The organism is Frigidibacter sp. SD6-1 (assembly GCF_030143255.1).
Classification (GTDB): domain Bacteria; phylum Pseudomonadota; class Alphaproteobacteria; order Rhodobacterales; family Rhodobacteraceae; genus TMP-24.
Genome location: NZ_JARJNR010000001.1, coordinates 678366 through 704610 on the forward strand (window position 1 = coordinate 678366; position 26245 = coordinate 704610).

At 65.8% G+C, this 26245-nt stretch carries 20 protein-coding genes; 7 read left to right on the forward strand and 13 right to left on the reverse strand.

Annotation, left to right across the window (positions count from 1 at the left end):
- Positions 1-212 precede the first annotated feature (212 nt).
- Positions 213-2321 (forward strand): Hint domain-containing protein, encoded by a 2109-nt coding sequence (locus tag P0645_RS03305; RefSeq protein ID WP_284163130.1) that lies wholly within the window; start codon positions 213-215, stop codon positions 2319-2321.
- 3 nt (positions 2322-2324) lie between these two features.
- Here P0645_RS03305 and P0645_RS03310 read toward each other — a convergent pair whose 3' ends face one another.
- Both P0645_RS03310 and P0645_RS03315 read right to left on the reverse strand, forming a co-directional pair.
- Complete coding sequence (locus P0645_RS03310; protein WP_284163131.1) at positions 2325-2924, reverse strand: nucleotidyltransferase family protein; 600 nt, start codon at positions 2922-2924, stop codon at positions 2325-2327.
- A 53-nt stretch (positions 2925-2977) separates the two neighbouring features.
- Positions 2978-5404 carry a GcvT family protein gene (locus tag P0645_RS03315; protein WP_284163132.1) on the reverse strand — a complete coding sequence of 809 codons (2427 nt, stop codon included), beginning with the start codon at positions 5402-5404 and terminating at the stop codon, positions 2978-2980.
- 223 nt (positions 5405-5627) lie between these two features.
- On the opposite strand from P0645_RS03315, the gene P0645_RS03320 reads away from it, so the two are divergent.
- Positions 5628-7265, forward strand: coding sequence for an ArnT family glycosyltransferase (locus tag P0645_RS03320; protein ID WP_284163133.1), 1638 nt, complete (start codon positions 5628-5630; stop codon positions 7263-7265).
- On the opposite strand, the gene P0645_RS03325 is transcribed toward P0645_RS03320, so the two are convergent.
- The 7 genes from P0645_RS03325 to P0645_RS03355 form a co-directional block, all read right to left on the reverse strand.
- Positions 7201-9834 (reverse strand): AMP-binding protein, encoded by a 2634-nt coding sequence (locus P0645_RS03325; protein ID WP_284163134.1) that lies wholly within the window; start codon positions 9832-9834, stop codon positions 7201-7203. The genes P0645_RS03320 and P0645_RS03325 overlap by 65 nt on opposite strands.
- Positions 9835-9948: 114 nt before the next feature.
- Positions 9949-11301: a branched-chain amino acid ABC transporter permease gene (locus P0645_RS03330; protein ID WP_284163135.1), complete on the reverse strand. Its 1353-nt coding sequence runs from the start codon at positions 11299-11301 to the stop codon at positions 9949-9951.
- Positions 11298-12308 carry a branched-chain amino acid ABC transporter permease gene (locus P0645_RS03335; protein WP_284163136.1) on the reverse strand — a complete coding sequence of 337 codons (1011 nt, stop codon included), beginning with the start codon at positions 12306-12308 and terminating at the stop codon, positions 11298-11300. Before P0645_RS03335 ends, P0645_RS03330 begins: the two co-directional genes overlap by 4 nt.
- Positions 12309-12311: 3 nt before the next feature.
- A complete protein-coding gene (locus P0645_RS03340) occupies positions 12312-13016 on the reverse strand; it encodes an ABC transporter ATP-binding protein (RefSeq protein WP_284163137.1) in 705 nt (234 codons plus the stop codon).
- The gene (locus tag P0645_RS03345; RefSeq protein ID WP_284163138.1) at positions 13013-13873 is read right to left on the reverse strand and encodes an ABC transporter ATP-binding protein; all 861 of its coding nucleotides are present in this window, start codon (positions 13871-13873) and stop codon (positions 13013-13015) included. Before P0645_RS03345 ends, P0645_RS03340 begins: the two co-directional genes overlap by 4 nt.
- Before the next feature lie 103 nt (positions 13874-13976).
- On the reverse strand, positions 13977-15158 hold the full coding sequence (locus tag P0645_RS03350) for an ABC transporter substrate-binding protein (protein ID WP_284163139.1): 1182 nt from the start codon (positions 15156-15158) through the stop codon (positions 13977-13979).
- 186 nt (positions 15159-15344) lie between these two features.
- On the reverse strand, positions 15345-16364 hold the full coding sequence (locus P0645_RS03355; protein WP_284163140.1) for a GlxA family transcriptional regulator: 1020 nt from the start codon (positions 16362-16364) through the stop codon (positions 15345-15347).
- A gap of 178 nt (positions 16365-16542) precedes the next feature.
- Here P0645_RS03355 and P0645_RS03360 point away from each other — a divergent pair, with 178 nt between their 5' ends.
- Positions 16543-17913 carry a class II 3-deoxy-7-phosphoheptulonate synthase gene (locus tag P0645_RS03360; RefSeq protein ID WP_284163141.1) on the forward strand — a complete coding sequence of 457 codons (1371 nt, stop codon included), beginning with the start codon at positions 16543-16545 and terminating at the stop codon, positions 17911-17913.
- Positions 17914-18007: 94 nt separating this feature from the next.
- On the opposite strand, the gene P0645_RS03365 is transcribed toward P0645_RS03360, so the two are convergent.
- The gene (locus P0645_RS03365; RefSeq protein WP_284163142.1) at positions 18008-18667 is read right to left on the reverse strand and encodes a PAS domain-containing protein; all 660 of its coding nucleotides are present in this window, start codon (positions 18665-18667) and stop codon (positions 18008-18010) included.
- Between the two features lie 144 nt (positions 18668-18811).
- Between P0645_RS03365 and P0645_RS03370 the strand changes: the two genes are divergently transcribed.
- Genes P0645_RS03370 through P0645_RS03380 form a run of 3 tightly spaced genes read left to right on the forward strand, consistent with a single transcriptional unit; the run spans position 18812 to position 20876 of the window.
- The gene (locus P0645_RS03370; protein WP_284163143.1) at positions 18812-19714 is read left to right on the forward strand and encodes a YicC/YloC family endoribonuclease; all 903 of its coding nucleotides are present in this window, start codon (positions 18812-18814) and stop codon (positions 19712-19714) included.
- A 14-nt stretch (positions 19715-19728) separates the two neighbouring features.
- A complete protein-coding gene (gene gmk / locus P0645_RS03375) occupies positions 19729-20361 on the forward strand; it encodes a guanylate kinase (RefSeq protein WP_284163368.1) in 633 nt (210 codons plus the stop codon).
- Positions 20358-20876 carry a gamma carbonic anhydrase family protein gene (locus tag P0645_RS03380; protein ID WP_284163144.1) on the forward strand — a complete coding sequence of 173 codons (519 nt, stop codon included), beginning with the start codon at positions 20358-20360 and terminating at the stop codon, positions 20874-20876. Before gmk ends, P0645_RS03380 begins: the two co-directional genes overlap by 4 nt.
- Positions 20877-20935: 59 nt before the next feature.
- Here the strand turns inward: P0645_RS03380 and P0645_RS03385 are convergent, their stop codons facing one another.
- A complete protein-coding gene (locus P0645_RS03385) occupies positions 20936-23410 on the reverse strand; it encodes a penicillin acylase family protein (protein ID WP_284163145.1) in 2475 nt (824 codons plus the stop codon).
- A gap of 128 nt (positions 23411-23538) precedes the next feature.
- On the opposite strand from P0645_RS03385, the gene P0645_RS03390 reads away from it, so the two are divergent.
- Positions 23539-24411, forward strand: coding sequence for an NAD(P)-dependent oxidoreductase (locus P0645_RS03390; RefSeq protein ID WP_284163146.1), 873 nt, complete (start codon positions 23539-23541; stop codon positions 24409-24411).
- Between the two features lie 86 nt (positions 24412-24497).
- Here P0645_RS03390 and P0645_RS03395 read toward each other — a convergent pair whose 3' ends face one another.
- Together P0645_RS03395 and hemB are read right to left on the reverse strand one after the other, a co-directional pair.
- Positions 24498-25052, reverse strand: a complete 555-nt coding sequence (locus P0645_RS03395) for a lipid-binding SYLF domain-containing protein (protein ID WP_284163147.1) — start codon at positions 25050-25052, stop codon at positions 24498-24500.
- Between the two features lie 116 nt (positions 25053-25168).
- Positions 25169-26143 carry a porphobilinogen synthase gene (hemB, locus tag P0645_RS03400; RefSeq protein ID WP_284163369.1) on the reverse strand — a complete coding sequence of 325 codons (975 nt, stop codon included), beginning with the start codon at positions 26141-26143 and terminating at the stop codon, positions 25169-25171.
- Between the last annotated feature and the right edge of the window lie 102 nt (positions 26144-26245).

Below are 26245 nucleotides of genomic sequence, written 5' to 3' on the forward strand. Positions count from 1 at the left end.
CGACGCGTCTGAAAGCTGATATTGCAATGCGACCTATTCGTTGATCGGTATTCAGGTGTGCAGTAAGGGCGGACTTGCGGCTAAATGCAGCCGTAAGCAGCCTTAGAAATAGCCAATTTGGACGGCATTAACCTTTCCGAAGGGCGGAGAGCGGCGGTTGTTCGCGACATGCTCGGACGGAAGCGGACATAGACGACTGACAGTAATACCTCATGGCGACGATCCTCGGCACTGCCGGAAATGACACGACGCTTACAGGCACCGGTGCGAGCGATCTCGTCAGCCTGTACGGCGGCAGTGACTCCTTCATCGCGAACGCCGGCAGTGACACCGTCTTTGCCGGAACCGGCGACGACACCATATTCGGTGGCTCGGGCGCGGATTCGCTTCTTGGCGAGGCCGGCAATGACAACCTGTTTGGCGGCAGCGGCGCGGACTCGATCTATGGCGGGTTCGGCAACGATTCCATAGATGCGGGCAGCAACAATGACCTGGTCTTTGGTGGTGCGGGCGCCGATACGATCCTCGGCGGCGCCGGGCTCGATACGATCATCGCCGGCGATGGCGCGGATTCTGTGGACGCGGGCGACGGCGCAGACCGCGTGGAGGCTGGCGCGGGCGGCGACACGGTCCTGGGGGGCCTTGGCGACGACACGATCCTGGGCGGCGGCGGTTCGGATTCGATCTCTGGCGGCGACGGGAATGATGTGCTCTACGGCGACGCCCCTTCGGTCGCGAGCGCCACCAACGAAGCACTGCAATGGAGCCTTGCGGGGGCAGACGAATCCAGCATTACCAATGGCTTCGTCCAGGACACCGGCCTCATGGATGTCCGGGTCAGCTTTGCCACCACGGGCCTCGCCTCGACCCAGACCGTAGAATCGAGCGACACGGTCTTCATCGGCGGCGGCGAGCCGATGAGCACGACGTCGAACCTGAGCCTGACCGGCACCGGCACCGGCACGACCTCGACGACCTACATCGACTTCGCCGCCTCTGCCGGCAGCGGCGTGACCGACGCGGTCAGCGATGTGCAGTTCCGGCTGAACGACATCGACGCCAGCACCGGCAACTGGCAGGACATCGTCACCGTCAATGCCTATGACGCGGACGGCAACCTGATCCCTGTCACGATCACGCTCAGCGGCAATGATTCGCTGTCGGGCAACACGATCACCGCCGCGAATACCGCCGACAGCGCCAATTCGGCCCAGGGCTCGGCGCTGGTCAATATCGCCGGACCGGTCGCACGGATAGAGATCATCTATGCAAACGTCGGCACGTCGAGCCAGGCCCTCTGGGTCAGCGATGTCCATTTCACCACCATCCCGCAGACCGGCGGCGCCGACACGATCGACGCCGGTATCGGCGATGATCAGGTCTTTGGTGGCGTCGGCGCGGATTCCCTGCTTGGCGGCGATGGCAATGACTCGCTCTTCGGCGGCGACGGCGATGACACGCTGAGCGGTGGCGCAGGCACCGACTCGCTTACCGGTGGCCTCGGCTCGGACCTGTTCACGGGCGTCGGGATTGGCGACGTCATCGACGGATCGGAAGACACGCCCTCGAACGAGGTGGATGTCCTTGATCTGTTTGGCTCGGGCTGGACGAAGGCCAATACCAACATCCTTTATGCCGGCGGCAATGACGAAGCGGGCACCGTCCAGTTCCTGGACAATCTCGGCAATGTCGTCGGTTCCCTGACCTTCTCGAACATCGAGAAGATCATTCCCTGTTTCGCCGCCGGAACCCTGATCGAGACGGTTCGCGGCGCGGTCGCGATAGAGGACATTGTCGCGGGCGACCTCGTTCTGACGCGCGACAGCGGCTATCAGCCGGTCCTGTGGATCGGCAGCAGGAGCCTTACGGCGCTGGACCTGGTGATCAAGCCGCAGCTTGCGCCCATCCGGATCGAGGCGGGGGCGCTCGGGCGGGTCGCACCGGAGCGGGCGCTCGTCGTCTCGCCGCAGCATCGCCTCCTGGTCAGCGGCAGCCGTGCCGAACTGATCGCGGGCGAGACCGAGGTTCTTGTCGCCGCGAGCCATCTTTGCGGCATGCCCGGGATCGAGAGGATGGCGCCCGATCTGGGCGTGACCTACTTCCACATGCTGTTCCGGCAGCACGAGATTGTCCTGTCCGAAGGTCTCTGGACCGAGAGCTTCCAGCCGGGCGCAGCCACGCTCGCGGGCATAGACGATGCGCAGCGCCGCGAGATTTTCGCGCTGTTCCCAGAGCTTGCGGGCGATGCCGTCTGGGAGGCCTACGGGCCAGCGCGCGCCAGCCTCAGGGAGCATGAGGCGCGGGCGCTTGCCGCCGCCTGACCGCTACAACGTCGGCGCCTGCCAGCTGTTCCAGTCTTCGGGCGTATCGAGGTCGGTCAGGGCATGGCGGTCGGGCAGCAGCACGAGCTGGACCGGCAGCCCTTCCAGTACCTTCCGCGCGCCATGGTCGCCGGTCAGAACCGCAAGGTCGGCAAAAAGGCGGCGTGGCAGGATGACGGGATGGCCGGGCGTTCCATCCGCACTCGCGCCACGGGCCGGGTGCGCGGGGTCGAGCGCGAAGGCCTCGGCCACGCGGGCGATATCCTCTCCGGTCACCTCCGGCATGTCCGGCAGAAGGATCATCAACCCTTCCGACATGGCCGCCGCCCGTGCGCCCGCGCGGATCGAGGCCGACATGCCGTCGTGGTAATCCGAGATGGCAATCACCTCGGCGCCCGTGCCGCGCAGGACCGCCGCGCGCGGGGCGGAAAATGGCCCGCCGTCGGGAATCGTCGCCACCACATGGGAGGCCACGCCGCGCGCAAGGCGCACCGTGCGGGCAAGCATGGTCTCGGGACCGATACGTTCCATGAGCTTGTCGCGCCCCCGCATCCGGGATGACGCCCCGGCCGCGGGAACGAGGATTGTGAGCGTCGCAGCCATTGTCCGATTGAAGGACGATGCGCGCGTTTCGTCAAGAACGAGGTGAATGCCCCTCAGCCCCGCATCCGCGCCCCGTCGGCGTCCCACAGCGGCTGGGTCACCAGGCGCGCCTTGCGGCGTTCGCCGAGGATCTCGATCTCACCTTCCAGCCCCTCGCGGATCCGCTCGACCGGCACGAAGGCCTGCGCGACCGATTGGCCGGTCCAGTGCGAATAGCCCCCCGATGTGCAAAAGCCCACGACCTTGTCGCCGACCCACAGCGGCTCGTAGCCCACGACATCTGCGTCAACCGCGTCGATGACGAAATTGCACAGCCTGCGCTTGGAGCCAGCGGCTTTTTCCGCCATGGCCGGGGCTTTGCCGATCCATTCCACCGGCTTGTTCCAGCGGATGAAGCGGTCGATGCCGGTTTCACCGGGGAAATAGTCCGGGCTGAATTCGCGCGTCCAGGAGCCGAACCATTTGTCGAGGCGCAAGGACATCATCGCCCGCATGCCGAACGGCTTCAGCCCAAGGTCCTGCCCGGCGGTCCACAGAGTGTGCCAGAGCGAACGTTCCTTCATGAAGTCGCAGAAGATCTCGTAGCCGAGATCACCGGTGTAGCTGACGCGCTGCACGAGGCAATCGACCATGCCGACCGTGATCTGGCGCGCGTCCATGAACCTGAACGCCTCGCCCGAGACATCGGCACGGGTCACGCGCTGCAGAAGCTCGCGTGCCTTCGGTCCGGCGATCTGGAAGCCGGTGATCCGGTCGGACATGTTCTCGACCGCGACGCCCGGTTCGAGGTTCTTTTCGAACCAGCGCAGGTGCTGGTCCTGCGCGCCGTACGACCCGGTGATCTGGAATTCGGTTTCAGAGATGCAGGTCACGGTGAAATCGCCGATGATCTTGCCCTTCGGGCTCAGCATCGGGGTCAGCGACAGGCGACCGGGCTTCGGAATCGCGCCCGCCATGATCCGGTCGAGCCAGGCGCGGGCGTTGGGGCCCTTCACCCGGAACTTGCCGAAATTCTGCACCTCGTTGATGCCCACCGCCTCGCGCACGGCGAAGACCTCGCGGCGCGTCGCCTCCCAGGCGTTCGATCGCTTGAAGGTCGGGGTCTCGTAGCGCGGCTCGCCCTCGGCCGCGAAGTAGTTCGGAACCTCAAGCCCGTATTGCTGGCCCCAGACCGCGCCCATCCGGTCGAAAATGTCGTACATGGGCGTCGTGCGGAAGGGGCGGGCGGCGGGGCGTTCCTCGTTCGGGTAGCTGACCGAGAAGCGCATCTGGTAGTTTTCGATCACCTTGGGGACGGTGTAGCCCGGCGTCGTCCATTTGCCGAAGCGCGCTACGTCGAAGCCGCGCGGGTCGCATTCCGTCTCGCCATGGATCATCCATTCGGCCAGCGACTTGCCCATGCCGCCGCCCTGGCTGAAGCCTGCCATCACCGCGCAGGCCGACCAGTAGTTCCTGAGGCCGGGGACCGGCCCGATCAGCGGGTTGCCGTCGGGCGCGAAGGTGAAGGGGCCGTGGATCACCCGCTTCACGCCGGTCCGTTCGAGGACCGGGAAGCGGCGGTAGGCGAAGGCGACTGAATCTTCGATCTTGTCGAACTGCTCGTTCAGAAGCTCGTGTCCGAAAGTCCACGGCGTGCCATCGACCGACCATGGCTCGCAGGGTTTTTCGTAGAAGCCGATGCAAAGCCCGCGGCCTTCCTGCCGCAGATAGCTTTCGCCGCCCGGGTCCATCACATGGGGGAATTCGCGACCCGATTTCAGGATATCCATGATCTCGGGGATGTCGTCGGTCACCAGATACTGGTGCGCCATCGGCAGAAGCGGCAGATAGACGCCCGCCATTGCCCCCACCTCGCGTGCCCAGAGGCCGCCCGCGTTCACCACATGCTCGGCGTGGATCGTACCCTTTTCGGTCACCACGTCCCATGTGCCGTCAGGGCGCGGGTTGGTTTCCAGCACCTTGTTGTGCTCGACGACCTCGGCGCCCTGCATCTTTGCGGCGCGGGCATAGGCGTGGGTAGTGCCCGACGGGTCAAGGTGGCCGTCCAGCGGATCGTAAAGCGCGCCGATGATGCCATCGGTATTCACCATCCCGTCGGTGAATTTCGCCACCTCTTCCGGGCCGAGGATCTCGGTATGCAGGCCCATGTAGCGGTGCTTCGCGCGCTCGGCCTTCAGCATCTCGAACCGCGCCATATTGTCGGCCAGAGTGATGCCGCCCACATGGTGCAGGCCGCAGGACATGCCGGTGATCTTCTCCAGCTCCTTGTAAAGCTGGATCGTATAGCCCTGCAGCGCCGCCATGTTCGTGTCGCCGTTCAGGGTGTGGAACCCGCCTGCCGCATGCCAGGTCGAGCCGGAGGTCAGCGTCGACCGCTCGATCAGCATCACGTCTTTCCAGCCGTATTTCGTCAGATGGTAGAGAACCGAACAGCCGACGACTCCGCCCCCGATGACGACGACCTGAACCTGTTCCTTCATGATGTGCTCCCGCTGGACCCTTGGGTCATCTTTGCGGCTCTTCGATCCGGGTCATGTCACTTTTCGACAAAATATGTCGCATACGAAAGGCGGCATCCGTCAACCGCGCCATCGGTGACCAAGGACAGCGCCGGAGGGCGTGCCTACAACCAAGGTTGATTGAGGGCGTCGCGAGCCGGGCGTAGCGCTTGGCGAGCACCTCCCTGCATGATCGGATGCACTCTTGTCCCGTCTGAACCCTGGCCCGTTGCTGGGCCTCTACTTTCTGCTGCTCGCGCTTCTTGTCTGGGCGCGCCCCCTCTTGCCGGTCGACGAGACCCGCTATCTAGCCGTGGCGTGGGAGATGCATCTGTCGGGCGACCCCTTTCACCTCACGCGGAACTTCGCGCCCTATGCCGACAAGCCGCCGCTTCTCTTCTGGCTGATCAACCTCGTCTGGATGGTCACGGGCGTGAACGAATTTGCCGCGCGGCTGGTGGGCCCGGCCTTCGCCGTGGCGATGATCGGCGTGACGGCGGCTTTCGCCGCGCGGCTCTGGCGCAGCCAGCCTTCGGTTCCGCGTGACAGCGCCATCATCCTCGGCAGCATGCTGGGTTTTCTGCTGTTCGGCGGCGCGACGATGTTCGACACGATGCTCGGGCTTGCCGTCCTTCTGTCGCTCGGCCAGCTCTGGCGGATCGGCGTCGAGGGGCAGGTTGGCTGGCGACCGTGGGCGGGGCTGGGCCTGGCCCTGGCGTTCGGTTTCTACGCCAAGGGACCGGTCATCTTCCTGCATCTCGCCGCGCCGCTTCTCTTCTACCGGTGGTGGGCGGTCGAACGGCCCGGTGCGCGCGCCTTCGGTCGCGGGCTCGCCGTGGCGCTTCTCATCGTCGTTTCCGCAGCTCTGCTCTGGCTCATACCGGCACTTGTGACGGCAAGCCCGGACATGCGCTATGAATTGCTCTGGCGTCAGTCTGCCGAACGGCTGGGCGGCGGGCTCGCGCATGATCGTCCGATCTGGTTCTTTCTGCCGGTCCTGCCGGTCCTGCTTTACCCGTGGAGCCTGTCGCGTCCGTTCTGGAGGGGACTGGCAACTGCCGCGACAGCCCGCGATCCGGGGCTCCGGCTCTGCCTTGTCTGGCTTGCCGGGGCGTTCGTGCTTTTTTCGCTCACGGCCAGCAAGCAGGCGCACTATCTGCTGCCGGAACTGCCTGCGGCCGCCCTGCTGACCGCGCACGCGCTGGCGTCCGGGCGCAGACCGGTCGCTTCGCTGGCCTCATGGCTCTGCCTGACCTGCGGTCTGGCGGTTCTGGCGGTAGCACTCCTTGACCTGTCAGGCGCTGCCGCCGCACCTTTGTTGCCCGCGCTCCTGCCCTCCCGCCTCTGGGCGCTGGGGGCGCTCTTGCTGATGGCGCTTGGCCCGCTGTCGGCGCGGCTGGGATTCGTGCCGGGGCAGGCGAGCCTAGGGCTCGGCCTTGTCGCGATCCTCTATCTGGCGGCGCAGTCCGGCGGGCTTTTCGACGCCTATGACGGCGCGGCCCTGCGGCTGGCGCTTGTGCAGACAGGTGGGGGTCCCTGGGCCGTGACAGGCCGAAAGTACGAGGCGCAGCTGAATTTCACCGCGCGTCTTGCAGAGCCCGTTCCGTCACTTGCAGACAGGAGGGCGATCGAAGACTGGGCCGCCGCAACGCCGGCGGGCGTGCTCTTCGGGCCGGTTGACCATGTCTCCATCGATGTCGCGCCAGAGCGCCGGGCGCGATATGGAGGCGACGAGTTCGGCATCTGGTCCGCCCGTGCCATCGCGGCCGCGAAAGCGGCTAGGGTGTCTGCGCCCGCCGCCGCGGCATCCTTTGCAGCAGCCGCAATGCCTTCCTCTCGCTGAACCTGTAAAAACCATCGAGCGCGAAGCCGAGGCCGAAGCAGATGACGAGGACGAGGATCGAGGAGACGAAGGGGCCGAGCCGGTCATAAGCCGGGCTCGCGACCTTGAAGGCCCAGACGACGCCATTGTGGACGAGATAGACGAAGAGCGTCGCCGAGGCCGCCCGCCGGAGGAAGCGGTTGGCACGGGCGGGCAGGCTGATGGCGATCGGCAGGCAGAGAAGCGCGGTGCCGAGCGCCATCATCGTGAGGAAGCCGGGCTGGCGCACCGGGAAGACCGCGAGCGCGAGCACGAGAAGCACGACGGAATAAAGACGCTGCCGGTCGTCGCGCGCCGCCTGCATCGCCCAGCCGATGAAGAGGAACGGCAGGCAAAGCGGTAGCGTCCGCTCGTTCAGCGGCAGGGCGCGCAGTGCCGCCTCGCAGTCCGTGCCGTTGCAGCCGAGTAGCACGAGTTGCATCAGCGCCGAGGCACCGGTGGCGATGAAACCGGCTATCAGCCCGAAATTGAAACTGTCGCGTGTGATGGCCCGGCGCACGAATGGCAGAAGGCCGAGCATCGCGGCGAACAGCGCGATCTGGGCATAGAGGCTGATGAACCAATAGGGCGCGATAAGGGGCGGCGGATCGTGCGGCAAGTTATTTGCCACAAGCAAGTACATCTCCGGCGGCACGTCATGGCGCAGCTGATGATAGACGAGAAGGATCGCGAAATAGATAGGCAGGATCGGCCAGAGCATGTTGCGCAGGACATCCGCCGCTGCCCCCCGGCTGATCGCGCCGCTCTGGAAACGGGCGAGCGAATAGCCCGCGAGCAGGATCAGAAGCCAGGTGCCACCCTGGATCGGCCAGAGATTGAGGTGGAAGAGAATGACGCAGGCAATCGCTCCAAGCCGCGTGATCACCGCCGGGTCGGCGGGCTGCGGGGCAGGGCGGCCGTGCGCCGCCCGGGCCAGCGCCATCCTGTCAAGCTCCGCCACGCTCATCCGGTCCCAGTCGGGCGGCACATGGCCGAGCCGGTCCTCGATGGCGAGCGTGAGGTGAAGATAGGCAAGGGAATCGCCCCCGAGGCTGGCGAACGTGTCCTCCGGCGCAATCCGGCGGCGCCGTGTGGCGGCAGCGTAGTCGGCGGCGAGGGAGGCGTCACGGCTTGCCGCAGGCGTTGCGGCCGGTCTGGCTTCGGCGGCAACCGCCGCCAGCCGCTCGATCTCGCGGTAGTCGGTCTTGCCGTTGCCGAGGCGCGGAAGCGATTGCACCGACCCTACGAAGATATCGGCAAGGGGCAGGCCGCACCGCGCGGCGATCAGTGCCGCGATATCGTCACCCTCTTCCGGGCGGTCGGTCATCACCGCGAGCCGGTCGCCAAGGCCCACGGCCCGGCCGCTGAGGCCCGCACCGTCGATCATCGCGTCGATCTGGTCGAGGTTGAGACGCAGACCGTAGAGCTTCACGAACCGCTTCACGCGGCCAACAAGACGGATCAAGCCGTCGCCGTTCCATTCCGCGATGTCGCCGGTCCGCAAATCGCTGATAGTGCGGCCATCCGCCAGCGCCTCGCGCCGTTCGGCATAGCCCATCATGACGTTCGGGCCTTGGTAGACCAGTTCGCCCTTCCGCCCGGCGCCGGTGATCTCGGCGCCGCCCTCGTCCTCGATCCGGAACCGGCCGCCGGGGATGGCGCGGCCGATGGTGTCGGGCGCGGCGATCGCCTCGGCGGGCGGCAGGTAGGCCATGCGGGGTGCGGCCTCGGTCTGGCCGTACATGACGACGAAGTCCCAGCCCGCGCGCCGCCCGGCCCCAGCCCAGGCGCGGACCTTCTCGGGCGCGAACCGCCCGCCCGCCTGGGTGACGAAGCGCAGGCCCGGCAAGTCCGACAGGTCGCTGCCGCGTGCCTCGAGGAGGTCCAGCTGATGCGGCACGAAGGCAAGGTTGGTGATGCCGCCCTCGCGGCACAGACGTTCGAACCCGGGGTCCGACGCCCCGGCCGTATCGAGCCTGAGGCTTGCGCCGGCCACGAGGTGGCTGTGCAGGACGGAAAGCCCGTAGGAATAATGCAAGGGCAGTGTCGTCAGCCCACGGTCGGCGGGGCGGAGCGAGAGATAGTCGGCGATGGCGCGCGCGTTGCTGTCGATGTTCTCTTCCGACAACCGCACGAGCTTGGGGTCGCCGGTGCTGCCGGAGGTGGACAGAAGCAGGCGCAGATCGGGATGCGGGTGCGCGGGTTCGTCGCTGCCGGGATCAAGGGTGATGGCGCCCTCGCGAAGCCTCACAACCATATTGGGCCGGTAGGCCCGGGCCAGGGCGGTCCCGTCGCCGATCTCGCCCGGCGCGGCCAGAAGCACCGCGTGGCCGCCCGAAAGCGCGCCGAGATAGGCGGCGATCATCTCTGTGTCAGGCGCGATCTCGATCCCGATCAGCAGGCGGCAGCCGATATCCCCCGCGCGGCGCTCGTACCTTGCCTGCCAGAGGTCGGCGCGCGCGGCGAGGTTTTCGTAGGTGACAGGCGCGCCGGAGGCACCGAGCAATGCAGTGGCCCGGCCATGGCGGCGCAGTTCGTGAAAGAATGCCATAGGAAACCCGCAAGACCGGTCAGGACGCACCGCCAATCTAGCGGCGCACCCCGCCGGGGCGGAGCGCACGAGACCGGCTGATCACCTCATAGAGACAATCACGCCAAAAGCGAGTCACTTCTCCGGAATCAGGCCCTTCGGTGCGAAGCGCAACACCAGCAGCAGGATCAGCCCCATGGTGATCGTCCGCATCTGCGCGGCGGAATCGATCAGATAATGCTTCAGCTCGGATCCTTCCGGCATGCCCGCGGTGATCGTGTACATCAGCGCATTGCCCCAGGGATCGACCTTGATCCAGAGGAACCAGATCAGGAAGGCGCCGAGGATCGCGCCCCAGTTGTTGCCCGATCCGCCGACGATCACCATCAGCCAGATGGTGAAGGTGAAGCGCAGGGGCGTGTAGCTGCCGGGGGTGAGCTGGCCGTCGAGCGTGACCAGCATCGCGCCTGCGATGCCGCAGATCGCCGAGCCGAGGATGAATATCTGCAGATGGCGGCGGGTCACATCCTTGCCCATCGCCCGCGCGGCGGTTTCATTGTCGCGGATCGCGCGCATCATCCGGCCCCAGGGGCTTTTCAGTGCCAGTTCCGAGGCGACGAGGATCAGCGCCAGAACGGCGAGGAAGAGCGAACCGTAGAGAAGCTTCACCAGGATGGTCGAGGCTGTCACGGTGCTCGTGCCGAGGGTCGCCGCCAGCTCCTGAAACCAGCTTGCGCCCTGAAGCTTGATCTCTTCGGGGACCGGCCAGGGGCGGGGAATCGTGATGACGTTCTTGACCCCGCGATCCAGCCAGTCTTCGTTCTTCAAGATCGCCACGATGATTTCGCCGATGCCAAGCGTGGCAATGGCGAGGTAATCGGAGCGCAAACCCAGCGCGGTCTTGCCGATCACCCAGGCCGCACCTGCCGCGAAAAGTCCGCCCACCGGCCAGGAGATGAGCGCTGGCAGTGCAAGCCCGCCGATATTGCCATAGGTAGCGGGGTTGTTCGCTTCGATGAAGATGACGGCAGGATCAAGGACGGACCGGTAGAGGAAGAAGCCGACGATTGCGATCGCGATGATGGCGAGGGTGCGGGTGCGCCCTTTGGTGCGGCCATAGGCATAGACCGCGGCGGCCACCGCGCCAGCACCAAGTGCAAGTCCGGCCATCAGCCGGTAAAGGCCCGGGCCGGTCCATATTTCCGGTACGACCGGGGATGATACCAGCACCGGCGCAAGCCCGCCGATGGCGACGAAACCGACGATCCCGGTATTGAAAAGGCCCGCATAGCCCCACTGGATATTCACCCCCAGGGCCATGATCGCAGAGATCAGGCACAAGTTCAGGATGACGAGCGAGGAGTTCCAGGTGCCCGCGAAGATCGTATAGCTGCCCGACGGGCCGATCTTCCACTCGACCACCGCCTCAAGCACGAAGAAGACCGCGATAATGGCGAAGAGGGCGATGTTGCGCAGGTTCAGGCTCATACCGCTTTCCCCTTGAAGATGCCGGTCGGTTTGAAGAGGAGGACAAGGATCAGGATCGCGAAGGAGACCGAGAATTTGTAATCGGTCGACAGGATCTGCAGAAGCCCGTCCGGGGCGAGGCCCTCAGGCATCACGTACCCCGCGACCTTCTTCCAGGCATAGGTCACGCCCACTTCCGAGAAGGCGACGAGGAAGCCGCCCGCGATCGCGCCAAGGGGATTGCCGAGCCCGCCCACCACGGCGGCGGCGAAGATCGGCAAGAGAAGCGAGAAATAGTTGAAGGCCTTGTAAGCCTTGTCGAGCCCGTAGAGCGTGCCCGCGATCACCGCGAGCGCCGAAGCGATGATCCAGGTGATCGCCACGACCCTCTCGGGGTTGATGCCCGACAGAAGCGCCAGATCCTCATTGTCCGAATAGGCGCGCATCGACTTGCCGGTGCGGGTGCTGTTGAGGAACCAGAAGAGCGCCGCCACGACCAGCGCCGCCGTGACCATCGTCAGAAGTTGGGTCGAGCGCAGTGCCAGACCTTCGGCCAAGCCGGTCGCCTGCTTGAAACTGTTGGCCTCGATCACGAACTTGGTGCCGTCGACGAAGCGGATCTCCTCGACCCCGATCACGAAACGGGTGATGCCCGACATGACGAACATCACCCCCATCGAGGCGATGACGACGATCACGGGTTTCGCCCGCACCTGCCGGTAATAGCGATAGACCACCCGGTCGGTGGCGAGCGCCAAGGCAGCCGTCACCGCGATGCCGAAGGGCAGGGCAAGAAGCGCGGTCGGCAGGATGCCAAAACTCACGCCGTGTGACTGCAGCCACCAGGTGCCGAGAATGGTGATCGCGGTGCCGAAGGCCATCGTATCGCCAAGCGCGAAGTTCGAAAACCTGAGGACGCCATAGACCAGCGTCGCCCCGAGCGCCCCGAGCGCCAGCTGCGCGCCGTAGGCCGCCGCCGGAATGATGACGAAATTCAGCAGCGCGACGATTGCGTTGAGGAAATCCATGTCTCAGCCCCCCAGGAAGGTGCGACGCACTTCGGGGTCGGCCATCAGGGCCTTGCCGGTGTCGGTATAGCGGTTGGCGCCTTGGACGAGCACATAGCCCTGATCGGCGATCTCGAGCGCCTGGCGGGCGTTCTGTTCGACCATGAGGATGGAAATCCCGGTGCGGGCGACCTCGATGATCCGGTCGAAAAGTTCGTCCATCACGATGGGCGAGACGCCTGCGGTGGGTTCGTCCAGCATCAGAAGTTTCGGCTGGGTCATCAGCGCGCGGCCGACCGCGACCTGCTGGCGCTGGCCGCCGGACAGCTCGCCCGCCGCCTGCCGGCGCTTGTCCCTCAGGATCGGGAAGAGGTCGTAGACCTGTTCCATCGTCGCCTTGAAATCGTCCTTGCGGATGAAGGCGCCCATTTCGAGGTTTTCCTCGACCGACATGGACGGAAAGACATTGTTGACCTGCGGCACGAAGCCCATGCCCTTGGCCACCCGGTCCTGCGGGGAAAGCTGCGTGATATCCTCGCCGTCAAGCCTCACATGGCCGCCGCGCAGCTTCAGCATGCCGAAGACCGCCTTCATCGCGGTGGATTTGCCCGCGCCGTTGGGTCCGACGATCACCGCGATCTGGCCCTTTTCGACCCTCAAGGTGCAATCGTGAAGGATGTCGGCGGCGCCGTAGCCGCCTGTCATGTTCTCTGCCGCAAGAAAGCTCATGCAGCACCTCCCTGACCGGCTTCGTCGCCAAGGCCGGGCTGGGCGCCGTGATGCTCGTGCTTCGCGGCCTCCGCTGCAGCCTCCGCCTTGACCTTGTTCTTCAGTCCGCGCCCCAGATAGGCCTCGATCACCGCCTCGTTCTCCATGATATGGGCGGCCGAGCCCGTGGCCAGCACCTTGCCCTCGGCCATCACGATCACCGGGTCGCAGAGGCGGCCGATGAAATCCATGTCATGCTCGATCACGCAGAACGTATAGCCGCGTTCCTTGTTCAGCCGCACGATCGCGTCGCCGATCGTGTTGAGAAGCGTGCGGTTCACGCCCGCGCCGACCTCGTCGAGGAAGACGATCTTGGCCTCGACCATCATCGTGCGGCCCAGTTCCAGAAGCTTTTTCTGGCCACCGGACAGGTTGCCCGCGCGTTCGTCGGCGAGATGGGAAATCGTCAGGAAGTCAAGGACTTCGTCGGCTTTCCTCGCAAGCGCGCGCTCTTCGTCGCGGATGCGGGCGCGGTGGAACCAGCTGTTCCAGAGCGTCTCGCCCGACTGGCCACCCGGAACCATCATCAGGTTCTCGCGCACCGTCATCGAGGAAAATTCATGCGCAATCTGGAAGGTGCGCAGAAGGCCCTTGTGGAAAAGCTCGTGCGGCGGCAGGCCGGTGATGTCCTCGCCGTCCATCAGGACGCGGCCGGAGGTCGGCGCATGAACCCCGGCGATCACGTTGAAGAGCGTGGATTTGCCCGCGCCGTTCGGGCCGATCAGCCCGGTGATCGAGCCTTTGGCGATTTCGATTGAGGCACCGTCAACGGCGTGAAACCCGCCGAAATGCTTGTGCAGGTCCTCGACCACTATCATGCGCTTCCCCCGGGGTGCCCGCCTTTGGGGCCTGTCGCCCCGGCAGGTCGTTATGCACAAAGGCGGCCCGGATGCACCGGGCCGCCCCATGGATCAAGAACGATCAGCGATATTTCACCGTTTCGATCTTGTTGTCCTTCACCTCGATCTCGCGGTAGTTGCCGGCCGATTCACCCGGTCCGATCAGTTCCACCGCCGAGCCGCCGACATAGTCGATGTCGCCGCCTGCGTTGATGATCTCGAGCGCCTTCTTCAGTTCGCCCGGGTAGATCTTTTCGCCCGGCGCGTTGGCCAGATCCATGATCTTCGGCGCGTAGTCGGCCGAGTTGGTCGAGTTGGCCGCAGCCATGGCGAGGAGCATGAGCGCCGCTGCATCATAGCTTTCGGGCGTGTAGGGCGAGGAGACGTCGAACGCGCCGCCCGACATGTCGCCGAGCGTTTTGAGGCCCGGCGAGTCGTTGCCCGGAACCTGGCCGAACGAGCCGTTCAGACCTTCAGGCACGTTCTGGGTGAGTGTGTCGGAGATCATGCCGCCCGGCAGTTCGAAGAGCGAGAAGGCCCCGGTGTCGACGGCGGCACGCAGGATGCCCGAACCGCCCTGGTCGACATAACCGGCGACGACGAGGATATCGCCGCCCGCAGCAGCAAGTGCGGCGACCTCGGCCGAGTAGTCGGCCTTGCCGTCTTCATGCGCCGCATTGATGGTGATCGTGCCGCCCTGCGCCTCGAAGCCTTTCTGGATCGCTTCGGCAAGACCCTTGCCGTAGTCGGAGTTGGAGTAGGTCAGCGCAGCCGACTTGATGCCGCGCTCGGCCATGATCATGCCGGCAATCTCGCCTTCGCGCGCGTCCGAGGGCGCGGTGCGGAAGAAGAGGCCATTGTCCTCTGCCGTCGAAAGCGCGGGCGAGGTCGCCGAGGGCGAGATCATCGCGATGCCGTTCGGAACGGCGACGTTGGACAGGACGGCGCCGGTCACACCCGAGCAGTCGGCGCCGACAAGACCGGCGACCTTGTCCGAAGTGACAAGCTTTTCGGCGGCAGCGGTGGCGGCGGCACTGTCGATGCAGGTCGAATCGGCGCGGATGCTGGTAACGGTCGAACCACCCATGAAGAGGCCCGAATCCGACACTTCCTTCATCGCGGCTTCGGCAGCCGTCGCCATCGAACCGGTCAGCGATTCAATCGGGCCGGTGAAGCCGAGGAGAACGCCGATCTTGACCTCGTCCGCCGAAGCCACACCGGCAAAAAGTGCGCTCGCCGCCGTGGCAGCAAGAAGTTTTTTCATTTGATCACTCCCATATTGGACCAATGTCCTGCGTCAGAACCTAATCCGGGATTCCCGAAAAGCAATCGGAATATCCCCCGGAACTCCCCTCCCTTGGCGGCACCTTGCAGTGCGCTTCCGGCGTTTTTTATTTTGAACTTAAAATATATACACGGCGAAATCAAGCATGAAGATTGCCGGTCTAACTCAGATGGACAGACGGGTGGCGCCAGGTTTGCCGAAGCTGCCACGCTCGCGGTAGGGCGTGGTCTGGTAATGCGCGCGGTAGCATTTCGAGAAATGCGATGGGCTGGCAAAACCGCAAGCAAGCGCCACGTTGATGACGCTCATGTCGGTCTGCATCAGCAGGTTGCGGGCCTTTTGCAGGCGCAGCTCCATGTAATAGCGCTTGGGCGAGCGGTTCAGGTAGCGGCGGAACAGCCGTTCGAGTTGCCGCGTCGACATGCCGACATCGTCGGCAAGCGTCGCCGGGCTGATCGGGTCCTCGATATTGGCCTCCATGATCTGGATGACCTGGCTAAGCTTGGGGTGACGCACGCCGATCCGGGTCGGGACCGACAGGCGCTGGGTGTCCTGATCGGTGCGGATCGAACTGTAGATCAGCTGGTCGGCGACCGAATTTGCGAGGTCCTCGCCATGGTCCTGGGCGATGATCTTCAGCATCAGGTCGAGCGAGGAAGTGCCGCCTGCGGTCGTCATCCGGTTGCCGTCGATCACGAAGACCGACTTGGTCAGCTTGACCTCCTCGAATTCCTCTATGAAGGCATCCTGGTTTTCCCAGTGGATTGTCGCCCTCTTGCCGTCAAGAAGCCCGGCCTTGGCCATCGTGTAGCTGCCGGTGCAGATGCCGCCGATGCTGACGCCGCGCCGCGCCTCGCGGCGCAGCCAGTTGAGCACCGGCTTGGTCGTCGCCTTCTGCACGTCGATGCCGCCGCAGACCAGAAGCGCATCCTCGCGGTCGATCTCCTCGAGCCCCATGTCGAGATGGAACGAGGCGCCGTTCGAACAGGAGACGTCGCGCCCGTTCTCGCCCGCGAGGCGCCAGCTGTAGGCCGCGGTGCCGAGCATGCGGTTGGCAAGGCGCAAAGGCTCGATTGCGCCCGCGAAGGAGATCATGGTGAAGCGATCGAGAAGCAGGAAGACGAAGCGACGCGTCGGCACGCCGTCACTTGTTTCCTTCTTGGCGCGGGACGTGGCCACCTGCATAATGCGACCTGTTTGTGTCGTTTCGCGCACCTAACACCTGAACGGGTCCGCGCGCAAGGATGTTTCGCGGCGTTTTATGGTCGGTTTTCGATTATTTTATGCGGCTATCTGTTTGCGTCTCTTCCTGCCCCTCTCTATAAGGCAAGGCCGTTATCGCTAAAGCATGTCGAGGATTGAGATGACGAAGGGCTGGACCAAATCCGACTGGCGCACGAAGCCCCGGGTGCAGATGCCCGATTACCTGGATCAGGCCGCGCTGACCTCGGTCGAGGCGACGCTGTCGCAGATGCCGCCGCTGGTCTTCGCGGGCGAGGCGCGCAAGCTGAAGCGCGCGCTTGGCGAGGTGGCGGCGGGCCGGGCGTTCCTGTTGCAGGGCGGCGATTGCGCCGAAAGCTTCTCGGAGTTTTCCGCCGACAATATCCGCGACACGTTCAAGGTCATCCTGCAGATGGCGATCGTGCTGACCTGGGGCGCGAAAGTGCCGGTCATCAAGATCGGCCGGGTCGCGGGCCAGTTCGCCAAGCCGCGCTCGGCGCCCACCGAAGTGATGGGTGGCGTGGAACTGCCCTCCTACCGGGGCGACATTATCAACGGTTTCGATTTCACCGAGGCGGCGCGGGTGCCCGACCCGTCGCGCATGCTTCAGGCCTATACCCAGGCCGCCGCTTCGCTGAACCTTCTGCGCGCTTTCTCGACCGGGGGTTATGCCGATATCCACCGGGTGCAGAGCTGGATTTCCTCCTTCACCGATGAGGCGGACGCCAAACGCTATCGCGAGATCGCGGTGCGCATCCAGGATGCGATGGATTTCATGGCCGCCGCCGGTGTGACGTCGGAAACCGCGCACGAGCTTGGCACGGTCGATTTCTACACCAGCCACGAGGCGCTGCTTCTGGAATATGAAGAGGCGCTGTGCCGGATCGATTCGACGACCGGCCTGCCGGTCGCGGGCTCGGGTCACATGATCTGGATCGGCGACCGCACGCGGCAGCCCGACGGGGCGCATGTCGAATTCTGCCGGGGCGTGCAGAACCCGGTCGGGCTGAAATGCGGGCCCTCGACCACGGCGGACGATCTGAAAGTGCTGATGGCCAAGCTGAACCCGGACAACGAGGCCGGGCGCCTGACGCTGATCGCGCGGTTCGGCGCGGGCAAGGTTGGCGACCACCTGCCGCGCCTCATCCGCGCGGTGCAGGAGGAGGGCGCGACTGTCGTCTGGTCCTGCGACCCGATGCACGGCAACACGATCAAGTCGGCCTCGGGCTACAAGACCCGGCCGTTCGAAAGCGTGCTGCGCGAGGTGCGGGAATTCTTCGGCGTGCACAAGGCCGAGGGCACGATCCCGGGCGGGGTGCATTTCGAGATGACCGGCAAGGATGTGACCGAATGCACCGGCGGGGTGCGGGCGGTGACCGACGAGGATCTGTCGGACCGCTATCACACCGCCTGCGACCCGCGCCTCAATGCCAGCCAGTCGCTGGAACTGGCCTTCCTTGTCGCCGAGGAACTGCAGGACCGCCGCGCCATGGCCCGCGCCGCCGGAATGTAAGGCGGGCATCCTCCTCCAGCACTTTGTGCACGCGTCGGGTCATCGTCGCGAGGAGTGCATGAAATGCTCGACGAGCCGCTCCGGCGAGAGGCGGCTATTCGCCCGACGTCACCAGCCGCAGATGGCTCCGGTCGCGCCCCGTCCGGGGCACATAGGGGATCTGGCTTTCGGCAAAACCGCGGGCAAGGGCCGGGGCGGGGCCGGGACGCTCGGTCGGGCGCCCTTCGACGATCGGCGTGACCCGCGCTGCCGAAATGTCGAACCGGCGCGGCGCGCGGCCGACAGAGCCTTCAGCGACCAGACAGCCAAGCGCGCGGCTGATGTCGCCAAGATCGCTTTGCAAGGGCAGAAGCACGAGCCGCGCCGTCAGCGGCGGCCGGCCGAAGCCGCTTTCGCCGGTCAGGTCCAGTTCGGCGATCTGCGGCAGGCGGAAGACGCCTTCGATCACCTCGGCCAGTTCGGCCCGCCCTCCCGGCGTGAAGAGCGCCGAGAAGGGCATGCCGCGCACTTCCATCCCCATCAGTTCGCTGAGCGCCATCCCCGAGAGGCGGAAGCGCGCCACCTGTGGCGCGATCCGTTCAAGGATGAAGGCCCGTTCCAGCGCGCGTTCGATGCCGCGCGGGTCGATCTCGGACCGCAAGGGCACCTTGCGGCCATTGCGCAGTGCCTCCCAATAGGCCCTCACTTCGGAAATCGGGGCGTACTGCATCTCGGTCCTGACATGCGCGAAGGGAACGATATTTTCCTGATCCATGACCAATCCATGTGCCGTGCGGTGTCTCGAATGATCCGGTCCGCGTTGCCCAGGAAGTCAGGCTTTGTTAACCCTAGGACCGGAAAGCTTACTCAAGTGTTAATCTACACAATTTTAGCGAGCATGGGGGCGCGAAAGTGTTAAATGGTTAAGGGCACGCTCAATTCGATGACCGGCTTTGCCGCGCGGCGCGGCGAAGGGGCAGGCGCAGGCTGGACCTGGGATATCCGGTCGGTGAACGGCAAGGGGTTCGATCTGCGCCCGCGCCTGCCGGACGGGATCGAGGGGCTGGAGGCGGCGGTGCGCGCGGCGGTATCGGCCCGCGTGGCGCGCGGCAATGTCAGCGTCACCCTGCGCCTGGCGCAGGAAGTCTCGGCCGACAGCTACCGGGTGAATGAGCCCGCGCTGCATGCGGCGCTTTTCGCGCTTGGCCGTGCGGAGGCAGCGGCGCGCGCCGCGGGGTTCGAGACGCGCCCGATGTCACCGGCAGAGATACTGGGGCTGAAAGGCGTTCTCGACACCAACGGCGGCGCGGACGATCAGTCGGCCCTGCTTCCCGCGCTGCTCGCCGATCTTGGCCTTGCCCTTGATGACTTCATCGCCATGCGCGCAGAGGAAGGCGCGGCGCTCGCCAGCGTTATCTCGGGTCAGACCGAGCGGATCGCGGCGCTGGTTGCCGAGGCGGCACAGGCGGCCGAGGCGCGGCGCGCGCAGATGGAAGCGACCCTCAGTGACAATCTGGCGCGTGTCCTTTCGGGCGCGGGCGAGGCCGACCCGAACCGCGTCGCGCAGGAACTGGCGCTATTGGTGGTGAAGGCCGACGTGACCGAGGAACTGGACCGGCTATCGGCGCATGTCGCGGCGGCGCGCAAGCTTCTGGCCGGGGGCGGGGCGGTCGGCAAGAGGTTCGATTTCCTCATGCAGGAATTCATGCGCGAGGCCAATACGCTCTGCTCCAAGTCCGGCAATGTAGAGCTGACGCGGATCGGGCTTGACCTCAAGACGGTCATCGACCAGATGCGCGAGCAGGTTCAGAACGTGGAATGACGATGCGACGCCAGATGCAAAGGCGGGGACTCCTGCTTATCCTCTCCTCGCCGTCGGGCGCGGGCAAGTCGACCCTGTCGAAACGGCTGATGGCCTGGGACCCGACGCTGAGATTTTCGGTCTCCGCCACCACCCGCGCGGCACGGCCGGGCGAGGTGGACGGGAAAGACTATTATTTCAAGAGCCGGGCGGAGTTCGAGGCGCTGGTCGCCGAGAACCAGATGCTGGAACATGCCGAGGTCTTCGGCAATCTCTACGGCTCGCCGCGCGCCCCGGTGGAACAGGCGATGCGCGAGGGGCGCGACACGCTCTTTGACATCGACTGGCAGGGCGGCCAGCAGATCCGGCAGGCGATGGCGGGCGACGTCGTGTCGATCTTCATCCTGCCGCCGTCGATTGCGGAACTGGAACGCCGCCTGCGCACGCGCGGGCAGGACAGCGACGAGGTGATCCGCGGCAGGATGGCGAAAAGCGAGGCCGAGATCAGCCATTGGGCCGAATATGACTATGTGCTGGTCAATGACGATCTGGACCGGGCCGAGGCAGAGTTGAAGATGATCGTCGCTGCCGAGCGTCTGCGCCGCGACCGCCAGCCGGGTCTGTCGGATTTCGTGCGCGGCCTGAACAGGGAGTTTGGCGCCAGATGATCTATGAACTGGACGGTATCCGCCCCGAGATCGGTCGCGATGTCTGGATCGCGCCGGGCGCCCATGTGATGGGCAAGGTGGCGCTGGAGGACGAGGTCGGCATCTGGTTCGGCGTCACCATGCGCGGCGACAATGAGCTGATCCGCATCGGGCGCGGTTCGAATGTGCAGGAAAACTGTGTGCTGCACACCGACATGGGTTTTCCGCTGACGGTCGGCGCCGATTGCACCATCGGCCACAAGGCGATGCTGCATGGCTGCACCATCGGTGACGGCACACTGATCGGCATGGGCGCCACGATCCTCAATGGCGCGGTGATCGGGTCTGGTTGCCTGATCGGGGCGGGCGCGCTGGTGACCGAGGGCAAGCATATCCCCGACGGCAGCCTGGTGATGGGGGCGCCGGGCCGGGTGGTGCGCGAACTGGACGCGGAGGCGCGGGCACGGCTTCTGAAATCGGCCGAAGGCTACCGCGCCAATGCTCGCCGCTTCGCGGCGGGCTTGCGCGAAGTCTGACGGGCGTGACCCGGGGCCGCTCGTCGAGCCCTTGCGTGCTCTCCTCGCTGTGCTGCGACCTATCCGCCCGACGGTGTCAGGCGGGTGATCCCGGTCGCCGCCGCCCGCGCGAGCGCGGGGTCGAGCGACATGGGCACATAATCGCCGCGCCGCCACAGCTCGCTCAGGTCGTCGTAGTGGCGTGACAGCGGATGGCCCGACTGGCCGGTCGAGATGACGAAGACCGAACTGTCGGGATCGGCGAAATCATAGACGCCGCGATAGACCGGGCCGTTGACGTTCAGGAACGGATCGGCCGGGTCGAGGCCCGTCATGCCGCGCATCAGCGTATGATCGCCGCCCGAGGTCGACTGCCGCAGGTTGACGATCCAGGAGAGGAACGGCGCGAGGCCGAGCGTCGGGTGATCCTGCCGCGCCTCGTGCGCATCGCCCCAGCGCCAGCTTTCGATCTTCGGCCCGAAGCGGTCCTTCAGCTCCAGAAGCGCATCGTCAAGCGCCAGCCGTGCGATGTCGGTGCAGCTTTCGACCGGGGCAGACTGCATGATGTCGCACCAGTGCGCCGCCCCGCCCACATCCTTGTAGACCCGTTCGATGAAAAGCGGCTCCACCCGCCGGAAGGCATCGGCCAGGGGGCCAAGCTCGTCGCGGATGAGCCGCATCTGCAGGGCCTGCGACCAGGCGGCATAGATCAGGGGTTCGGGCAGATGTTCGTTCATGTCGCCGTCCCAGGCGGCAAGCAGGTCGAGCGCCTTCTGGCGCAGCCGTTCGGGCGTGCCCTCGGGCGCCGCCTCGCCGGTGAACCACAGGTCGCGGCCGATGAGCGGCAGGATGGTGCGGGCATCGGTGGCGTTGGTGTCGAGCTGGGCAGCAATGAAGCTTTCGCGGGTATGGACCTCGCGTTCCTGCATCAGCCGCGACCAGCGCTGCACGCGCTGGCTGTCGCCCCAGTCGAAGGAGACATGGTCGGGGAAGGGCAGGTCGACGAGCTTGCTGTTGGTGGTGCCGACGATGCCGCCCGCCGGGTCGATGAAGCGGGGATTGTCGTCGGCCGGGCGGATACCGGCCCAGCGATTGGCCAGGCGCCATCCGGGCGAGGGCAGGCGACCCTGTGACTGACTTTGCGGATCGCGCACGGGCAGCGCGCCGAAAAGCGCCATGCCGACGCGGGTCCTGTCGGCCAGCGTCACGGTCAGGGCCGGCGCGATCTGGCGTGCCCCCGCCTCCATCCCCTGGTCGATCGTCCTTGACTGCATGAGCGCGATGGCCGCGCTCATCGTCGTGTCAGCCCCGGACAGACCGGTCCAGGCCAGCGCCATGACATGGCCCTTCGGCGTCACCGACTGCAGATCGTAATGGCTGCCGGGCAGCACCGGGCCATTTGCCGACCAGCGCAGCGTCAGCGTCACCGGCGCCGCGTCCTTGACGGTGACGATGGTCTTCTTCGTGTCGAACGGCGCCCAGCCCTCGGGCGTGCGGTAGCGCGCGGCATCGGCGGGGTCCAGTTCTTCGACGAACAGGTCCTGATCGTCCGCGTAGGAGGCGGCTATCCCCCAGCCGAAAGCCTCGTTCCGTCCGGCGAGGATGGCGGGAATGCCGGGAATGGTCGCGCCGATGACGCCGCCCGAGGCAAGTTCGAGCCGCGCGAGGTAGAAGGGCGCGGGCGCGGTGAAGGCCATGTGGGGATCGTTGGCCAGAAGCGCACCCCCCGCCGCCGACCGGGCGGGGGCCGCCGCCCAGGCGTTCGAGGCGCCCGCCATGTCGCGTGGCCGCATCGCCTGAAGCGGATCGCGCGCATCATCGTCACCCGCATAGCGCAGCGCGGGGTCCGGCAGAAGCCCGGGCGCAAGCGCCGCATAGGGCGGTAGGGCCGCGACCGGCGTACCGGGGACGGCGGGCAGCAGATCGTCCGCCCAGTCGGCGGACAGAAGCGAGAGCCGCGCGCGCAGGACCTCGTTTTGCAGCTGCGAGCTTTCCTGAAAGGCGAAAAGCTTCATCAGCGCGATGGAATCGGCAGGCTGCCAGACGGCAATCTCGGCGGGAAAGAGGAACAGCTCCGGCGCGCCGCGTCCGCGCGCCTCGCGGTTCACCGTCTCGATCCAGGCATTCACGCCGCGCGCATAGGCATCGAGCGCCCCCCGCGTCGCCTCGTCCTGCGCCACGACGGATTTCACCGAAAGCCCGTAGAGATCGAGCCGCCGCATCAGTTCGTCGCTTTTCACCGTCCGCTCGCCGAACACTTCGGAAAGCCGCCCCTGCACCGTCCAGCGCGCCACCAGCATCTGCCAGAGCCGGTCCTGCGCATGAACATAGCCGAGGGCAAAGAAGACATCCGTGTCCGTCGCACCGAAGATATGCGGCACATCCGCCGTATCGCGCACGATCTCGACCTGCGCCGTGATCCCGGCGACGGTGCGCGCCTCGTCATAGTCGGGCAGCGAGCGCGCGGCGAAATAATAGCCGCCTGTCGCGGCGAGGATCACCGCGAGGATCATCAGGGCGACAAGGCGGACGAGCCAGCGGAAGACAGAAACCATGGAAACCGGCCGGTTTGAGTGCGGCGCCCGAACCGGCGGGGTTGACGGAAGGGGCAGGGCGGTTAACTACGGCCTTTGAGGCCGATGCGCAATCGGGCGCGGCCAATGGATGGGAAGGACGGCGCGCAATGGCCAAGGTTGCATTCCTCGGGCTCGGGGTCATGGGCTTTCCGATGGCGGGGCATCTTGTCGCCAAGGGCCATGAGGTGACGGTCTGGAACCGCACCGCCGCGAAGGCAGAGGCATGGGTTGCAAAGCACGGTGGGCGCGCGGCCCACACGGCGCGCGCGGCGGCTCAGGGCGCGGATTTCGTGATGGCCTGCGTCGGCAATGACGATGACCTGCGCGCGGTCTGCACCGGCGCGGACGGCGCCTTTGCCGGAATGGCCGGGGGCGCGATCTTCGTTGATCACACCACCGTATCCGCCGCCGTGACACGGGAGCTTGCGGGCGAGGCTGCCGCGCTTGGCCTCGGCTTCGTCGATGCCCCGGTCTCCGGCGGGCAGGCCGGCGCGGAAAACGGCGTCCTTTCGGTGATGTGCGGCGGCGAGGAAGCCGCTTATGCGGCCGCCGAGCCGGTGGTAGCGGCTTACGCCCGCATCTGCCGCCGTCTCGGCCCCTCGGGGGCGGGCCAGCTTGCGAAGATGGTCAACCAGATCTGTATCGCCGGTCTCGTCCAGGGCCTCTCCGAGGGCCTGCACTTCGCCGAAAAGGCCGGGCTCGACATCGAGGAACTGGTCGAGGTGATCAGCCAGGGCGCGGCAGGCAGCTGGCAGATGGTCAACCGCCACAAGACGATGAAACAAGGCAAGTTCGACTATGGCTTCGCCGTCGACTGGATGCGCAAGGACCTCGGCATCTGCCTGCGCACCGCCGAGGAAAACGGCGCCAGCCTGCCGGTCACCGCGCTCATCGACCAGTTCTACAAGGATGTGCAGAAACTGGGTGGCGGGCGCTGGGACACATCCAGCCTGATCGCGCGGCTTCGCGCCATCGGCTGACCCCGTCCAATACCGTCTGCTCCGCTTCCGTCGACAAATATCCTCGGGAGAGCGCGAGAGGGCAGACAGCCCTCTCGCTCTGCCGTTCAGGGAATGATCCGGGTATATTTCGTGCCCTTGAGCGAGACGCCCGCGATGATGCCTGCCTGGCCGAAGACATAGGCAATGACCGGGGCGGTCGCCGTCGCGGTGCTGAGACCGGCACTCTTGCCGCCGTCGGGGAAGGCATATTGCACATCCGCGCCGGCCGTCCAGCCGGGCGAGGCGCGGAAATTCGCCAGCGCGTCCGGCGTCATGAACAAGAGCACATGCGCATATTGCTGCGCGCCCGCCTGCAGGCCCCAGCTCGCCTGGGCGGCCGTATAGTAATCCACCGTCACGTCATTGATGCGCAGCGCGCCGCGCCCGTAGGCGCCGCCGAAGATGAAGCCTGCTTCGGTCACGAGCGGCATGTAGAGGATACCGAGCGCCCTGCCCATGTTTGCGGCCGCATCGGGGAAATTCGCGCGCATATAGTCGCGCGTCGCATCGACACGCGCGTCGATCGTTGCGCCGCCCCTGCTGCCCACGCCATTGCCGCAGGAAGCGAGGCCCAGGGCCGCGCCGCCCAGTACGAGTTCGCGTCGGGAAAAATTCATCATGCTCGTGCCCACCTGTTGTCATTGTCCCGCGCTGCTTCCTTCAGGGGCGCCGCGCTGGATGTGCGAAAAGTATAAGCTACCGCAAGCGGCCTGTCACCCCGGGCCGGATACCCGGTTCAGCCACCGGCCAACATCCGCGCGGCCGCGGGCGCAAAATAAGTGAGGATGCCGTCGCAGCCCGCGCGGCGGAAAGCAAGAAGGCTTTCGAGGATGACCTCCTCCTTCACCCAGCCGTTCCCGATCGCGCCCTTCAGCATCGCATATTCGCCCGACACCTGATAGGCGAAGGTCGGCGCGCCGAAGGCGTCCTTCACCTCGCGGCAGATATCGAGGTAGGGCATGCCGGGTTTGACCATCACCATGTCCGCGCCCTCGTCAAGGTCGCGCCCGACAAGCCGCAGTGCCTCTGCGCGGTTGGCCGGGTCCATCTGATAGGTCTTCTTGTCACCCTTGAGCGCGCCCGATGCCCCCACCGCGTCGCGGAACGGGCCGTAGAAGGCGGAGGCATATTTCGCGGCGTAGGAGAGGATCGCCACATCCTTGTGACCGGCCGTCTCCAGCGCCATGCGGATTGCGCCGATCCTTCCATCCATCATGTCGGAGGGCCCGAGGATGTCGGCGCCGCTCTCGGCCTGCGCCAGCGCCATGCGCACCAGCGCCTCGACCGTCTCGTCATTCAGGATCACGCCATCCTTCACCAAACCGTCGTGGCCGTTGGCATTGTAGGGATCAAGCGCCACATCGGTCATCACCGCGACCTCCGGCACCGCCGCCTTGATCGCCCGGATCGCCCGGTTGGTCAGGTTGCCCGGGTTCCAGGCCTCCTTGCAGGCTTCGGTCTTCAGTGCGGGGTCGGTGTAGGGAAAGAGACAGACAGCGGGAATGCCAAGCCGCGCCGCTTCCTCCGCTGCGCGTACCGCGCCGTCGACACTCAGACGGCGGACGCCGGGCATGGAGGGCACCTCGACATCGGCGCCGGGCACATCGGTGATGAACAAGGGCCAGATGAAATCGGCCGCCGACAGCCGGGTTTCCGAGACGAGGGCGCGCAAGGCGCCCGTCCGGCGCAGGCGGCGGAAGCGATGGGTCATCTGAAGACCGGTCACGGGCGGTTCTCCTTAGGAAGGGCTGCGGCTTTCCCTTTCCGCTGCCACGCTTTTTCCGCGATCACAAGGGTGGAAACCGTCGCAGGG